The organism is Bradyrhizobium diazoefficiens, assembly GCF_016616235.1.
GTDB classification, from domain to species: domain Bacteria; phylum Pseudomonadota; class Alphaproteobacteria; order Rhizobiales; family Xanthobacteraceae; genus Bradyrhizobium; species Bradyrhizobium diazoefficiens_H.
Genome location: NZ_CP067100.1, coordinates 5,311,584 through 5,325,895 on the forward strand (window position 1 = coordinate 5,311,584; position 14,312 = coordinate 5,325,895).

General features: G+C 64.3%; 14 protein-coding genes. All 14 read right to left on the bottom strand.

What is annotated here, in order from left to right:
* Window positions 1–14: 14 nt before the first annotated feature.
* Complete coding sequence (locus JJB99_RS25385; protein ID WP_200494997.1) at window positions 15–1,325, bottom strand: ABC transporter substrate-binding protein; 1,311 nt, start codon at window positions 1,323–1,325, stop codon at window positions 15–17.
* A gap of 266 nt (window positions 1,326–1,591) precedes the next feature.
* Window positions 1,592–2,542 carry a sugar-binding transcriptional regulator gene (locus JJB99_RS25390; RefSeq protein ID WP_200494998.1) on the bottom strand — a complete coding sequence of 317 codons (951 nt, stop codon included), beginning with the start codon at window positions 2,540–2,542 and terminating at the stop codon, window positions 1,592–1,594.
* 4 nt (window positions 2,543–2,546) lie between these two features.
* The gene (locus JJB99_RS25395) at window positions 2,547–3,206 is read right to left on the bottom strand and encodes an HAD family hydrolase (protein WP_200494999.1); all 660 of its coding nucleotides are present in this window, start codon (window positions 3,204–3,206) and stop codon (window positions 2,547–2,549) included.
* A gap of 156 nt (window positions 3,207–3,362) precedes the next feature.
* Window positions 3,363–4,553: a multiple monosaccharide ABC transporter permease gene (gene mmsB / locus JJB99_RS25400; RefSeq protein WP_200495000.1), complete on the bottom strand. Its 1,191-nt coding sequence runs from the start codon at window positions 4,551–4,553 to the stop codon at window positions 3,363–3,365.
* Window positions 4,550–6,127 carry a multiple monosaccharide ABC transporter ATP-binding protein gene (mmsA, locus tag JJB99_RS25405; protein WP_200495001.1) on the bottom strand — a complete coding sequence of 526 codons (1,578 nt, stop codon included), beginning with the start codon at window positions 6,125–6,127 and terminating at the stop codon, window positions 4,550–4,552. Before mmsA ends, mmsB begins: the two co-directional genes overlap by 4 nt.
* Window positions 6,128–6,300: 173 nt before the next feature.
* The gene (chvE, locus tag JJB99_RS25410) at window positions 6,301–7,371 is read right to left on the bottom strand and encodes a multiple monosaccharide ABC transporter substrate-binding protein (protein WP_200495002.1); all 1,071 of its coding nucleotides are present in this window, start codon (window positions 7,369–7,371) and stop codon (window positions 6,301–6,303) included.
* Between the two features lie 73 nt (window positions 7,372–7,444).
* Window positions 7,445–8,326, bottom strand: a complete 882-nt coding sequence (locus JJB99_RS25415) for an SMP-30/gluconolactonase/LRE family protein (protein WP_200495003.1) — start codon at window positions 8,324–8,326, stop codon at window positions 7,445–7,447.
* Window positions 8,323–9,399 carry an aldose epimerase family protein gene (locus tag JJB99_RS25420; protein WP_200495004.1) on the bottom strand — a complete coding sequence of 359 codons (1,077 nt, stop codon included), beginning with the start codon at window positions 9,397–9,399 and terminating at the stop codon, window positions 8,323–8,325. Before JJB99_RS25420 ends, JJB99_RS25415 begins: the two co-directional genes overlap by 4 nt.
* 2 nt (window positions 9,400–9,401) lie before the next feature.
* Complete coding sequence (locus JJB99_RS25425; protein ID WP_200495005.1) at window positions 9,402–10,328, bottom strand: Gfo/Idh/MocA family protein; 927 nt, start codon at window positions 10,326–10,328, stop codon at window positions 9,402–9,404.
* A gap of 2 nt (window positions 10,329–10,330) precedes the next feature.
* Window positions 10,331–11,101 carry a FadR/GntR family transcriptional regulator gene (locus JJB99_RS25430; protein ID WP_200495006.1) on the bottom strand — a complete coding sequence of 257 codons (771 nt, stop codon included), beginning with the start codon at window positions 11,099–11,101 and terminating at the stop codon, window positions 10,331–10,333.
* Window positions 11,098–11,379 (bottom strand): hypothetical protein, encoded by a 282-nt coding sequence (locus JJB99_RS25435; RefSeq protein WP_200500458.1) that lies wholly within the window; start codon window positions 11,377–11,379, stop codon window positions 11,098–11,100. Before JJB99_RS25435 ends, JJB99_RS25430 begins: the two co-directional genes overlap by 4 nt.
* Window positions 11,380–11,627: 248 nt before the next feature.
* Window positions 11,628–12,800 carry a fumarylacetoacetate hydrolase family protein gene (locus JJB99_RS25440; RefSeq protein ID WP_200495007.1) on the bottom strand — a complete coding sequence of 391 codons (1,173 nt, stop codon included), beginning with the start codon at window positions 12,798–12,800 and terminating at the stop codon, window positions 11,628–11,630.
* A gap of 109 nt (window positions 12,801–12,909) precedes the next feature.
* Window positions 12,910–13,968 carry a YeiH family protein gene (locus JJB99_RS25445; protein WP_200495008.1) on the bottom strand — a complete coding sequence of 353 codons (1,059 nt, stop codon included), beginning with the start codon at window positions 13,966–13,968 and terminating at the stop codon, window positions 12,910–12,912.
* Between the two features lie 110 nt (window positions 13,969–14,078).
* Complete coding sequence (locus tag JJB99_RS25450) at window positions 14,079–14,297, bottom strand: hypothetical protein (RefSeq protein ID WP_200495009.1); 219 nt, start codon at window positions 14,295–14,297, stop codon at window positions 14,079–14,081.
* Window positions 14,298–14,312 lie beyond the last annotated feature (15 nt).

A 14,312-nucleotide genomic window follows, 5' to 3' on the forward strand; every position in this document is an offset into this window, starting at 1 on the left:
GGGAGAGCTCGGGTTCACTTGATGTAACCAGCGCGCTTCATCTCGCGTTCGGTCACCGATTGCGCTGCCGTGAGCGCGGCATCGACCGTCATCGATCCCGCAAGCGCGGCGGAGAACTGCTGGCCGACCTGCGTGCCGATACCCTGGAATTCGGGGATCGCGGCGTACTGCACGCCGACATAAGGCACCGGCTTCACCGTCGGCTTGTTCGGATCGGCCGCGTCGATCGAGGCAAGCGTCAGCTTCGCGAACGGGGCGACCTTCAGATAGTCCTCGTTCTGGTAGAGCGAAGTTCGTGTCCCCGGCGGGACGTTGGCCCAGCCCTCCTTCGATGCCACGAGCTTGGTGTAGTCCTTGCTGGTTGCCCAGGCGATGAACTTCTCGGCCGCCTCAGTCTTCTTCGAGCCGGCGGGGATCGCGAGGTTCCAGGCCCATAGCCAGTTGGCGTTCTTGCCGAGCCCGGTGTTGGGCGCGAGCGCGAAGCCGACCTTGTCGGCCACCTTGGAGTCCTTGGGGTTGGTGACGAAGGACGCCGCGACGGTCGCGTCGATCCACATCGCGCACTTGCCGGCGTTGAACAGCGCGAGGTTCTCGTTGAAGCCGTTGGAGCTCGCACCGGGAGGGCCGGCTTCCTTCATCAGATTGACGTAGGTCGTGAGCGTCGTCTTCCATTCCGGCGTGTTGAACTGCGGCACCCACTTCTCGTCGAACCAGCGCGCGCCATAGGAATTGGCCATCGCCGAGAGGAACGCCATGTTCTCGCCCCAGCCGGCCTTGCCGCGCAGGCAAATGCCGTAGACGCCGCCGCTCTTGTCGGTGAGCTTCTTGGCGGCGTCGATGACGAAATCCCAGGTCGGCTTCTCCGGCATCTTGAGCCCGGCCTTCTCGAACAGGTCGGTGCGGTACATCACCATCGAGCTCTCGCCGTAGAACGGCGCGGCATAGAGCTTGCCGTCGACGGAGACCGCGTCCTTGATTTTGGGCAAGAGGTCGGCGACGTCGTAGTCGGCGCCGAGATTGGCGAGCGGCACCAGCCAGCCCTTCTTGGCCCAGATCGGCACCTCGTAGGTACCTATGGTGAGCACGTCGAACTGGCCGCCCTTGGTGGCGATGTCGGTGGTGACGCGCTGGCGCAGCACGTTCTCCTCCAGCGTCACCCACTTCACCGAGATGTCGGGGTTCTTCTTGGTGAATTCGCCGGTCAGCCCCTGCATGCGGATCATGTCGCCGTTGTTGACCGTGGCGATCGTCAGGGTGGTTTCCGCCATCGCAGGGACGGCCAGCAGGACAGACGCGCCGCAGACGGCGCCGAGGACGTATTTCACGATGACCTCCCTCCAGTTCGCGTTTTGAGCATATGCCCACGCGTTGGGCGTATGTTCAATCCAGAGATGACGGTTGTCAAGCAGGAGCACGGATGTTTCAGCAACTTATGAGTGCTGCGGTGCGACAACCCTCCCCATCAATGCTCCGCGAAAGCGGGGCATCCAGTACTCCGCGTCGTGAGTTGCTTGCCCCAAGTCAGGCCGCGGCGTACTGGATCGTCCGCTTTTGCGGACGACGACAGCCGAGCAAGCGGCGAGATCGTGCCCTACCGCTCCAGGATCGCCCGCGCGGTGGCCTCGTCCGTGATCAGGCCGTTGATCAGGCGCCCGTTCAGCGCCGCCGCGATCGCCGGCACCTTGGCGGCACCGACCGCGGCACCGATGGTCGTGGTCTTGGCCGGCACTTCCGGCGGGATGCTGGTGAGGCGCTTGTTGGCGCCGGCCTTGAGCAGGCGGCCCTTGGAATCGTAGGCCCAGCCGGTGATCTCGCCGATGGCACCCAACCGCATCATCTCGAACAATTCGTCGCGGGTGACGAAGCCGTCGATGTGGACCTGCGCCTTCTGGTCCATCTGGCCGATGCCGACGAGGCGCAAATCCGCCTTGGCGGCAACCGCCTTCACCTTGGCGATCGGCTCGATCCGGACCATCTTGTTGCGCTCATCCTCCGACGACATCAGAAACGGCAGCGGCATCGGATAATGCCGCGCGCCGGTGCGGTCGGCGAGTCGGCCGACGGTATCGTAGAAGCTTGCCGAACCGTCGGCGGAGATGTTGCCGACCAGCGAGACGATCTGGTGGTTGGGCCGGTCGATCGGCGTGACGCGCTCGACTGCGGCGCGCACCGCCCGCCCCGTGCCGAGCGCGACGATCACCGGCGTTTCCGAGCGCAGTGTCGCATCCAGCAGATTGGCGCAGCGTTCGGCGATACCGGCGGTGGCCTGCGGCGCCGCAGGATCGGCCGGGACGACCTCGCAATGGACGAGATCAAACCGCTCCTTCAGGCGCGCGGCCAGCTCCATGCAGGCTGCGATGGGATGTTCGAGCCGGAAGGTGATCAGCCGCTCGGCGAGGCAGAGCGAGACCAGCCGCTGCGCCGAGGCACGCGAGACCTGGAGCATTCTTGCGATCTCGTCCTGGGTATGGCCCGCTATGAAATAGAGCCAGCCGGCCCGCGCGGCATCGTCAAGCCTCGACTTGTCGTTCTCGCCAGCCAAGGCGTCATGCCTCCTTCCAGAAATCGCTCATCTGCGCGAAGACCCGATCAGCTCCGGCGGCGGATAATATAGCGCGGCCGTCGCGTCCTCGATAATGGCTGCCGCCGACAAATCCCCAGACCGTCATGCCGGCCGCCTTGCCCGCCTGCACGCCGCTGACACTGTCCTCGATCACCAGCGTGCGCGCAGGCGCCGCGCCCATCTGCTCTGCCGCGTGGAGAAAGAGGTCGGGCGCCGGCTTGCCGTGCCTGACCATTTGCGCGGTGTAGATCCGCGTTTCGAAATGCGGCGCAAGACCGGTCACCTCCAGCGACAGCGCGACGCGGTCGAGATCACTCGACGACGCGACACAACCCGGGGTCTTCAAGTCAGACAAGACAGCGCCCACCCCGGCAATGGGCTGGAGCCCCCCGGCAAACGTCTCAAGCACACGCGACTTCAGGCGCGAGAGAAAATCGTCCGGCAGGATCTGTCCACGCCCGCGATAATATTCTCCGATCGCAGCCGTGCTCCGCCCGAGAAAGAGTTCGAGCGCCTGCTCCACATCCAGTTCGAACCCGAAGTCCGCCAGCACCTCGGACAGACAGCGGCAGCTCAACAGCTCGCTGTCGACGAGCACGCCGTCGCAATCGAAGATGATCAGATCGGGGCCGCCGGGATCCATCGGCCCATTCGATCATATACTCACTGCCTGGGCAATAGCTCAGCACGCCCGAGCCATAGGCGGGCAAAGCGAAGCGTGCCCACCCCTTTTTGCGTGTCGGAGCGGGAGCTGGCACGGCGCCAGCGCCTTGCCATCCTTATGGCACCGCCGATCGCCCTATCGCCGCTGGTTATACACGTCGATGCAGACGGCGCCGAGCAGCACCAGGCCCTTGATGACCTGCTGGTAGTCGATGCCGATGCCGAGGATGGACATGCCGTTGTTCATGACGCCCATGATCATGGCGCCGACCACGGCGCCGCCGACGCGCCCCACCCCGCCATAGGCGGAGGCGCCGCCGATGAAGCAGGCCGCGATGACGTCGAGCTCGAAGCCCAAACCAGCCTTCGGCGTCGCGGTGTTGAGCCGCGCCGCGAAGACGAGGCCGGCGAGCGCGGCCAGCGCGCCCATGTTGACGAAGGTGAGGAAGGTCAGCCGCTCGGTCTTGATGCCCGACAGGCTTGCTGCCTTGGCGTTGCCGCCGACGGCATAGATCTGGCGGCCGATCACGGTGCGGCGGGTGACGAAGCCATAGAGGGCGATCAGGGCGCTCATGATCACGAGCACGTTGGGCAGGCCGCGATAGGTCGCGATCAGATACGTGAAATAGAGCACGGCACAAGCAAGCACGACACTCTTGCCGAGGAAGAACGCGTAGGGCTCGACCTCGATGCCGTGCGACACTTCACGCGCCCGGCTCTTGGCGCCGGCGTAGACCAGGCCCAGCGCCAGCACCGCGCCGATCAGCATCGAGGTCGGATGCAGCGTGCCCGCTTCGGGCAACAGCTCCGGAATGAAGCCCGACGATAGCTTCTGGAAGGTCGATGGGAACGGTCCGAGTGACTGGCCCTGCAACACCGCGAGCGCAAGGCCCTTGAACACCAGCATGCCGGCCAGCGTCACGATGAAGGACGGGATCTTGAAATAGGCCACCCAATAGCCTTGCGCAGCGCCGATGGCCGCGCCGACCGCAAGGCACGCGATGAAGGCCAGCGTGTAGTCGACCTTGTAGGTTACCATCAGAAGCGCGGCGACCGCGCCGACGAAGCCCGCGACCGAACCGACCGAGAGATCGATGTGGCCGGTCACGATCACCAGCAGCATGCCCAGCGCCATGATGACGATGTAACTGTTCTGCAGCACCAGGTTGGTGAGGTTGAGCGGCTGCAGCAGCGTGCCGCCGGTCATGACCTGGAAGAACAGCATGATCGCGATCAGCGACATCAGCATGCCGTAATTGCGCAAATTGTTCTTGATGAAGCTGCCGTGCCGGCGCTCCTCGGGCAGCGAAACCGTCTTGTCGGTCATGGCTGCGATCCTCCCATCTCCGCGGCCGCAGGCGCGGCGTTTCCAATGCTTCGTTCATTGCGCATGATCGCGCGCATGATCTTCTCTTGTGTCGCATCCGCGCCCTTGAATTCGCCGACGAAGGCGCCGTCGTTCATGACACAGATGCGGTCGCAGATGCCGAGCAGCTCGGGCATCTCCGAGGAGATCACCACGACGCCGCGGCCAGCTTCCGCAAGCTCATTGATGATACAGTAAATCTCGTATTTGGCACCGACATCGATGCCCCGCGTCGGCTCGTCCAGGATCAGGACCTTGGGGTCGGTCATCAGCCATTTCGACAGCACCACCTTCTGCTGGTTGCCGCCGGAGAGCTGGCTGGTCTCCTGGTAGACGTCGGAACAGCGGATCCGCATCCGGTTGCGGTAGTCGCTGGCGACCTTCAGTTCGGCGATGTCGTCGATCACCCTGCCGGGAGCGACCTGGTCGAGGCTCGCCAGCGTGATGTTCTTGCGGACGTCGTCGGCGAGGATCAGGCCGAGCTGCTTGCGGTCCTCGGTGACATAGGCAAGGCCGGCGTCGATGGCCGCCGCAACGCTCGGCAGCGCGATCTCACGGCCTTCGAGCCTGATGTGGCCGCTGATATTGGTGCCCCACGAGCGGCCGAACAGGCTCATGGCGAACTCGGTGCGGCCCGCCCCCATCAGCCCGGCAATGCCGACGACCTCGCCGCGCCTGACGCCGAAATCGACGTTCTTGATCACCTGCCGTTCGGGATGAATGGGGTGATAAACCGACCAGTTCGAAACCTCCAGCACGGGCTCGCCGATCTTTGCACTGCGTTCGGGAAAACGGTGGGCGAGATCGCGATTGACCATGCTGCGGATGATGCGGTCTTCCTGGATCGGCTCGGCATGGCAATCGATGCTGTCCACGGTGCGGCCGTCGCGCAGCACAGTGATGTGGTCGGCGACCTTGGCGACCTCGTTGAGTTTGTGCGAGATCAGGACCGAGCCGATGCCCTGCTCGCGGAACGCCATCAGGCGCTCGAGCAGTGCGGCACTGTCGGCCTCGTTGAGACTGGCAGTCGGCTCGTCCAGGATCAACATCCGTACCCGCTTCGACAGCGCCTTGGCGATCTCGACCAGCTGCTGCTTGCCAACGCCGAGATCGGTGATCAGCGTATCCGGCGATTCCTTGAGACCGACCTGGGCCAGCAGCTCCCGGGTGCGCCGGTAGACCTCGTCGCGGTCGATCACGCCGAGCTTCGATGGCGGATGCGACAGGAAGATGTTTTCGGCGATCGACATCAGCGGGATCAGCGCCAGCTCCTGATGGATGATGATGATGCCGAGTGCCTCGGAATCGTTGATGTCGCGAAAGCGGCGCTCCTCGCCCTCGAAGACAATGGTGCCCTCGTAGCTGCCTGCCGGATAGACACCGCTCAACACCTTCATCAGCGTGGATTTTCCGGCGCCGTTCTCGCCGACAAGCGCGTGAATCTGGCCGGCGTGAACCGAGAAATTGACGTCACGTAGCGCCTGCACACCGGCAAAGCTCTTGCTGACGTTGCGCATCTCCAGCATGGCGGTCATCGTGGTTGTCCCTTGCGTTACTTCGTCTCTCCCCGCGTGCGGGGAGAGGCTGGAATTCGAGCGCAGCTTGAATTCCGGGTGAGGGGGAGTCTCCGCAAGGGTAACTGCCCATGTGGAGAGAGCCCCTCACCCCGACCCTCTCCCGCACGCGGGGAGAGGGAGAAAAGAGAGTGTTACTGGAACTGCGACTTCTTGTAGTAGCCGCTGTCGACCAGAACCTTCTCCCAATTGTCCTTGTACACCACGACCGGCTTGAGCAGATAGGACGGCACGGTCTTGACGCCGTTCTCGTAAGTCTTGGTGTCGTTGACGGTGACCTGCTTGCCGGCAAGCGCGGCGTCGACCATGTCGGCGGTCACCTTGGCGAGATCGCGGGTGTCCTTGAAGATGGTCGAATACTGGTCGCCGCGCAGCATCGCCTTGATCGAGGGCACCTCGGCATCCTGACCGGAGATGATCGGCATCGGCTGGTCGGCGCTGCCGTAGCCGACGCCCTTCAGCGATGAGATGATACCAATAGAAAGCCCGTCATAGGGCGACAGCACGGCGTTGAGCTTCTTGTTGCCGTAGTAGGCGCTGAGCAGATTGTCCATGCGGGCCTGTGCAGTGGCGCCGTCCCAGCGCAAGGTCGCGACCTTGTCCATGCCCATCTGGCCGGAGACGACGACGAGCTTGCCGCTGTCGATATAGGGCTTCAGCACGCTCATCGCGCCGTTGTAGAAGAAATAGGCGTTGTTGTCGTCGGGCGAGCCGCCGAACAGCTCGATGTTGAATGGACCCTTGCCCTCCTTGAGACCAAGCCCCTTCTCGATCGACTGCGCCTGCAAGACGCCAACCTGGAAATTGTCGAACGTTGCGTAATAGTCGACGTTCGGCGTGCCGCGGATCAGGCGGTCATAGGCGATCACGATGATGCCTTTTGCCTTCGCCTGCTTGAGCACGTCGGACAGCGTGGTACCGTCGATCGCGGCGATCACCAGCGCCTTGGCGCCCTTGGTCACCATGTTCTCGACCTGCGAGAGCTGGTTCGGGATGTCGTCCTCGGCATATTGCAGGTCGGTGTTGTAGCCGCGCTCCTTCAGCACCTTGACCATGTTGTTGCCGTCGTCGATCCAGCGCGCCGACGACTTGGTCGGCATGGCGATGCCGACGGTCGCCTTCTCCTGCGCGGAGGCAGCGCCCGCCGCCATGGTTGCAGCGCCGGCCAGCGCCAACGCGAGGAATGTCGTCTTCAGTTTCAGCATGTTTCACTCCCTTGGGTGTCAGACTGTTTCTTCGTGTGGTCGAAAACGTCGGTAGAGGTCGACTTCGGATCTCCTATGCGAGTTTGACGTTGGGCTCCGCGCGACCGGGCGCGGATGCGTCGAGCAGAAAGGTGCAGCCGGCTTGCGGATCGGCGGCACGCGCTCCTGCGTCCATGTCCTGCCAGGCCGAGGTGACAAGAAGGCGCGACAGATCTGGGCCGACGAACGCCGGGCAGCTCGACTGCTTTGCCGGCACGCTGAGCGAGCGCAGGCGTTCGCCTTGCGGCGAGTAGACATCGATACGGCTCGCGCCCCAGCAGGCGTTCCAGATATTCCCGTCGGCATCGCACACCGAGCCGTCGAGGCCGCCGACGCCGGTGTGCTGCAACAGCACCTCCGGCTCGCCGCGCGGCAGGCCGGTCGCGGGATTGAGCGGTACGGCATAGAGCACGGCGCGCGCGGTGTCGGCAAAGTAGCCGGTGGCGCCATCCGGCGAGAAGCAGATCGAGTTCGGAATGCTGATGCCGGGAAACAGCGTCGAGATCTTGCCGCGATGGAGCGCGTAGATCGCCCCTGCTCCGCGTTCGGCCTTACGGCCCATCGTGCCGATCCAGAACGTGCCGGATTGATGCACCCGGCAGTCGTTGGAGCGCGTCGCGGGATTATCTGCTTCGAGCGGACAGAACAGCGTCATCGCGCCGTCAGAGAGCGTCCGGATGTACAGGCCGTCTTCCGCCACGATCAGCTGCCGCTCGGCATCGATGCGCCCGAGCGCGCTGGCCATCCGGCCAAGCGCGTGGACGCTGATAGAGCCGCCGCCGAGATGCGCCTCGAACAGCTTTCCCTCGCGAATGTCGAACCACCACGCTGTATCGGTGGCCACGTCATAGGTCGGCCCTTCGCCGAGATGGCATTGCTCGGTCGATAGAACGGAGGTCGGCACCTGCTCGATCATGGCGCCCTCACTGCGAAGCGATAGACGGTGTGATGCCGATAGACTTTGCCGGGATCGAGGCGCGGGCTCGGAAAATCCGGCCGGTTCGGCGCATCGGGCCAGATGTGCGGCTCCAGGCACATGGCGTCCGATTGCCGGATCAGCTTGCCGCCCTTGCCTGAGATCGTGCCGTCCAGATAGTTGCCGGAATAGACCTGAAGCCCGGGCTGATCGGTGAAGAGCTCCATAATGCGGCCCGAGCGCGGCGCCTCCAGCCGCGCCGCGAGCGTCAGCTTGCCGTCGCGCCCAAGGCAGTAGGTGTGGTCATAGCCCCTGCCGTTGCGCAATTGCTGATCGCTTTCGCGAATGCGCGCGTCGACGGCATGGGCGTCGCGGAAATCGAACGGCGTGCCGGCAACGCTGCGCGGCGGCTCCGGCAGCGGGATGGCGGTCGGATCGATGGCAAGGAAATGATCAGCCGCGACGGTCAAGCGATGGTCGAGAATGGACGTGCCAGAGATGGCGCCTTCCAGATTGAAGAAGCTGTGGTTGGTCAAATTGACGATGGTGGGCCGGTCGGTCCGCGCCTCCATCATCAGCGACAGCTCGGCCGGGCCGGTGACGCGATAGGTCAGGCGCACATCGAGCTTGCCGGGATAGTTTTCCTCGCCATCCCGACTTGTATAAGTGAGCGTCACCGCGGGCTCGCCGCCCTCCTCGATCTCGTCAATCTCCCAGAGCTTGCGGTCGAACCCGTCGATGCCGCCGTGCAGCGCGTTCGGACCGTTGTTGACAGGAAGCTGGAAGGTCTCGCCATCGAGCGAAAACTGTCCCTTGGCGATGCGGTTGGCGTAGCGGCCGACGGTGGCACCGAAGAATTTTCGTTCGGCAAGATAGCCGGCGAAGGCATCGTGGCCGAGCACGACGTCGTCATAGCCGCCTTTGGCGTCCGGCGCGACCAGGGCCTGGATCACCGCGCCATGGGTGATGATGCGGGCTTCGAAGCCGGCCTCGCCGCGCAGCGCGATGCGCTCGACATTGCGGCCATCAGGCAGCGTTCCGAAGACGTCTTTTGTTATTTTTGAACCAGCCATGTTCAGACCACAAATGGTTCGACCAGCGTGCGCCTGCCGAGCAGGAAGGCATCGGCGACGAGACGGAGCGGCGCCAGGTCGACGTCGCTCGCGCCTGTTGCGGCGAGCTCGACGAAACGGTGGTACAGCTCGCGATATTCCTCGTCGGGCGCGTCAGCAACAACCTTGCCGTCGACCGCCATGATCCTGCCGCCGCGGGACAACGTCATTTGTCCCTGGTCGGCTTCGACGAGGATATCCCAGCTCTGCGGCCCGATCTGGCGGAAATCGAACTCGGCGGTGACAGGCAGACCGGCGAGGTCGGTCAGCGTCAGGTTCGCGGCAATCGGCGCTTGGCAATTGGAAGGAAAGGCCAGCTCGGCCGCGGTGACGAACACGGGTCTTGGCAGAATGCGGGTCAGGATCGACAGCGCGTTGACACCGGGATCGAAGACGCCGAGGCCGCCCGGCTCCCAGATCCACGCCTGCCCGGGATGCCAGATACGGACATCTTCTTTCCAATTGATGTGCACGGATTTGATCCGCCGCGTTGCCAGCCATGCGCGGGCCGGCTCGACGGCGGGCGCATGGCGCGAATGCCAGGTTGCGAACAACGTGCGCTTCGCATCCGCAGCCATCGCGATCAGCGGATCGAGCTCGGCGACGCTGGTACCGGGCGGCTTCTCCAGCATCACGTGCTTGCCGGCCGCGAGCGCCGCAGCCGCTTGAGCGCGGCGCACCTGCGGCGGCGTGCAGAGCGAAACCGCATCGATCGGCGGACCCTGCTCCAGCAATTCTTCGATCGTGGCAAAATGCGGCAGATCCGGCAGCGAGGCGTTGCGGCTGGCTACGGCCGCAAGCGTCGCCCCCGGGGTCGCGGCGATCGCACTGAGGTGCTGATCGCGCGCGATCTTGCCGAAGCCGACGATGGCGATGCGAAGGTCAGTCACGCCTATTCTCCAGTCGTTGCAGATGGCAGCGCTTCGGCCGGCGCGGTCTCGATCACCGTGCCCTCATGGCGGCGCATGCCGTTGTGAATGACATAGATCATGGCTTCCGACGCGGCTTCCGCATCGCCCGCGGCGATGGCATCGACGATCTTCTGGTGCCAGTCCAGCACGGTGTCGCGGTCTTCAGGTTCGACCGGCGCGCTGAGCAGGAACGAGGCGCGAAGAGCGGCCTCGATGACGTGCCCGATCGAGCGCATGAACAGATTGCCGGAGGCGCGCGCCACGGCAACGTGAAGGGCGAGGTCGGCGTCGGCAAAGCCGACGGAATCGGAGGCTTCAAGCCGCATGCGCTGCATGCAGCGGCGCAACTCGGCGATATCTTGCTCGGACCGCTGGGCGGCTGCGAGCACGGCGGCGCGCGGCTCGACCGCGAGACGGATCTCGGCGAGATCGTTGAGGAAACGCTTGTCGATGCCGGCGTCAAGGTGCCAAGCCAGTACGTCGGCGTCGAACATGTTCCAGGCGGCGCGCTCGCGCACGACAGTGCCGACCCGGGCCTTGGTGGTGAGCAGGCCCTTGGCGACCAAGGTCTTCACACTCTCGCGCAGCACCGGCCGCGACACGCCGAACATCGCGATCATCTCGGCATCGCCAGGCAGGCGCGTTCCCTCCGCGTAGCGGCCGGCGATGATGTCGACGCCGATCGAACGGGCCACTTCCGCATGGTTGGAATGGGCCCGCCGCGTCGGGATGACGACGATGCGCGAGGTCATGAGGCAGCTCCAGCGCGTCTCGCCACGGGCCGGCGAGCCAGCAGCTGCTGCAAGGCGTCCGTGAGGAGATTGCCGACCACGCGTATGGAGGCAAAGTTGGGAAACTGCACCGCGCAGGCTGCAAAGCCCGGGACGAGCACGATGGACGTGATCAGGACAGGCGGCAGGCCTTTCATGGTTTCGTCCTCCGCAGCCGCGACATCGGCGATGCTGAGGTCATCAGGCGTGTCTCCCGAGTGATCTTGTGTTTTCTCGGGCGCCGATTGGTAATAGGGCACCCGCGGCCCGCCCTGTGAGGCTGGCGGATAGCACTATTTCACGGAAGCAGCGCCCCGTATAGTCATATTATCTGACTATTAGGCGGAATGATGCAGATATGCGGGGTGGCTGCGCAGATGACACGCTGAGCGCGATTTTGTTCCAGGGATACAACGCGGGGATGAAGGAAATTGTGGAGACAAGTACCCGCCAAGTCTGCAGCTGCGCCCATGTCCCCGCAAGCGGGGAGAGACGAAGGACAACGACGCTAGATCAGCTTCCGCTGCGCCAGGTTCTTCATCAGCGCACCGATGCCGAACGTCCAGGGCTCGCACTCGTCGCTGGTCCGCATGCGGTTGACCAGCTTGCCGAACTGGGGCGCTGAGATCGTGACGATGTCATCGCGCTTGTGGGTGAACCCCTGCCCCGGCGCATCGCGATCTTCGACCGGTGCGAACATCGTGCCGAGGAACAGCGCGAAGCCATCAGGATATTGATGCACCTTGCCGATGGTCTGCGCGACGAGATCGGTCGGATCGCGGCTGATCTTGCTGATCGAGGAATGGCCGTTGAGGACAAAACCGTCCGCGCCCTTCACGTTCAGGCTGATGTCGAGCTTGCGCGCGTCGTCCAGCGTGAAGCTGTCGTCGAACAGGCGCAACAGCGGGCCGATCGCGCAGGAGGCGTTGTTGTCCTTGGCCTTCGACAGCAGCAGCGCCGAGCGTCCCTCGAAGTCGCGCAAATTCACGTCATTGCCGAGCGCGCCGCCCACGATCTTGCCACGGCTGGAGACGAACAGCACGAGTTCGGGCTCGGGGTTGTTCCAGGTCGACTTCGGATGCAGCCCGGCATCCATCCCAGTGCCGACCGAGGACAAAGTCGGGGCCTTGGTGAAGACCTCGGCATCGGGGCCGATGCCGACCTCGAGATACTGGCTCCAGGCGTTCTGGTCGATCAGCACCTGCTTCAGGTGCATGGCCTGGTCCGAGCCCGGCTTGAGCTTCGACAGATCATCGCCGATCAGCCGCGTCACTTCTTTGCGGATCGCTTCGGCCGAGGCCGGATTGCCCTTCGCGCGCTCCTCGATGACGCGCTCCAGCATCGAGATCGCGAAGGTGACGCCGGCCGCCTTCAGGGTCTGGAGATCAACCGGCGCGAGCAGCCACGGCTTTTGCGGGTCGCGTCCGTCGGGGGCGGTGTTGGCGACGATCGCCTCGAGATCGCCGATGCGCTCGCCCTTGATCGCGGCGAGTGCCTTGGCCGGATTGTCCTCTTCGCAAAGCGCGCTGATGGTCGGAAACTTTGCGGTGATATCGAACACGCCATCGCCGCGCACGGCGACCACGGCGGGGCCATTCACCTGCGGCAGCCAGACGCGGCCGGCGAGCGTGCCACGTGTTCCGTCCTCGGGAAGAAGATCCTTTACCGTCAGTGTCGTCATGGCCACGTCCTCGCTCTTGTCGGATCGGCCGTCTATGCTCAACGGCCGATCATATTGGCGAAAACCAATAGCGGTCTGCCGGCGGAAGTCCAGAGAGGCAGCGCGTCCCTCACTTGAACCAGTGCACCAGCGCGATGCTGATGCCGAGCAGCAGCATGAGCGACAGCGTCACGGCTGCGGTCACCCTGCCCCCGACATTGGCGAGCACGCGCACGTCAACGCCGAGGCCGAGTGCGGCCATGGACACCACCGTGAGGAAACCTGTGATCTTCGTCACCGGCCCGACCACCGTGGACGGCACGATCTCGAGGGATCGCAGGGTCGCGAGCGCGAGGAAGCCGAGGATGAACCAGGGGACCAGGCGGAAGAAGCCGACATTGGTCTTCTTGGCGCCGGTCTGCCAGCGCGAGGCGGCGAGCGACAGGCCGACGACGACCGGCCCGAGCATCAGCACGCGCATCAGTTTCACCAGCGTGCCAATTTGCGTCGAGACGAGCCCGGCCGGGACCGTCGCGGCGAGCACCTGCGGCACGGCGTAGACGGTGAGACCTGCAAGGATACCGTATTGCGTCGCGGACAGTTGCAGCAGCGGGATCAGCAGCGGCAGGCCGAGCACCATCATCACGCCAAGGATGGCGGTGAAAGAAATCGACGATGCGATCTCGTCATTATTGGCACCGATGATCGGCGCCACCGCGGCGATCGCGGAATTGCCGCAGATCGAATTGCCGCAGGCGATCAGGATCGACAGCCGCGTCGATAGGCCGAGCATCCGGCTGAGACCGAAAGAGACGCAGAGCGCGATCACGACGACGGCCGCGATCGATGCCAGCAGCGTGATGCCCGAAGCTGCGATGGCGGCGAAGCTGATCGAGGCTCCCAGCAGCATGACCGCGACTTCGAGCAGTTGCTTGGCGCTGAAAGCGATGCCGGCCTGCCAACGCGGCGCGGGCATCCAGAAGCTGCGCAGCGCCATACCGAGCAGGATCGCCATCACAAGCGCCTCGACATAAGGATGCTCGAAGACGCCGAGTTCAGCCCGCTCCAGGAGGGCCGAGACACCGGCGACGGCGATGCAGAGCAGGATGCCGGGAATCAGCGCGAGAACCCGGCTCGCTGCGGTGGCCGGCTTGGCCTCGGCCGGGGTGGATGCTTGATTCTGCGACACAAATCTCTCCCAGAGGAGAAAGATTTATACGCAGGGCGCTTCCGTTGGGGAATAAGTTTTCGGCATATCAGGGCCGAGGGAAGTTCTGTGCTCGGCCGGAATAATCGGCGTTAGAAGATCAGGCTCTTCGCCAGCGAGGCCACGCGGCTGAAGCCGTCATAGACGCCCGGCTCGAAGAAGGCGGCGCGGGCAAGCACGATGCCAGCGACCAGCGACCAGAACAGTGTGGTGCCGGCCCGCAACAGCAGCTTTGAGGCACGCGACTTCGGCTGGGGCTCCGGCGCGGACGCCAGCTGCTCGCCGAAGGGTTCAAATGCAGTGCGTTCCATGGCTACGCCAATCCC

Bases quoted from the DNA above. Each gene is read 5' to 3' on its own strand.
- mmsB (WP_200495000.1), bottom strand. From the start codon at position 4,553: ATGACCGACAAGACGGTTTCGCTGCCCGAGGAGCGCCGGCACGGCAGC.
- JJB99_RS25420 (WP_200495004.1), bottom strand. From the start codon at position 9,399: ATGGCTGGTTCAAAAATAACAAAAGACGTCTTCGGAACGCTGCCTGAT.
- JJB99_RS25430 (WP_200495006.1), bottom strand. From the start codon at position 11,101: ATGACCTCGCGCATCGTCGTCATCCCGACGCGGCGGGCCCATTCCAAC.
- JJB99_RS25415 (WP_200495003.1), bottom strand. From the start codon at position 8,326: ATGATCGAGCAGGTGCCGACCTCCGTTCTATCGACCGAGCAATGCCAT.
- mmsA (WP_200495001.1), bottom strand. From the start codon at position 6,127: ATGACCGCCATGCTGGAGATGCGCAACGTCAGCAAGAGCTTTGCCGGT.
- JJB99_RS25450 (WP_200495009.1), bottom strand. From the start codon at position 14,297: ATGGAACGCACTGCATTTGAACCCTTCGGCGAGCAGCTGGCGTCCGCG.
- JJB99_RS25440 (WP_200495007.1), bottom strand. From the start codon at position 12,800: ATGACGACACTGACGGTAAAGGATCTTCTTCCCGAGGACGGAACACGT.
- chvE (WP_200495002.1), bottom strand. From the start codon at position 7,371: ATGCTGAAACTGAAGACGACATTCCTCGCGTTGGCGCTGGCCGGCGCT.
- JJB99_RS25395 (WP_200494999.1), bottom strand. From the start codon at position 3,206: ATGGATCCCGGCGGCCCCGATCTGATCATCTTCGATTGCGACGGCGTG.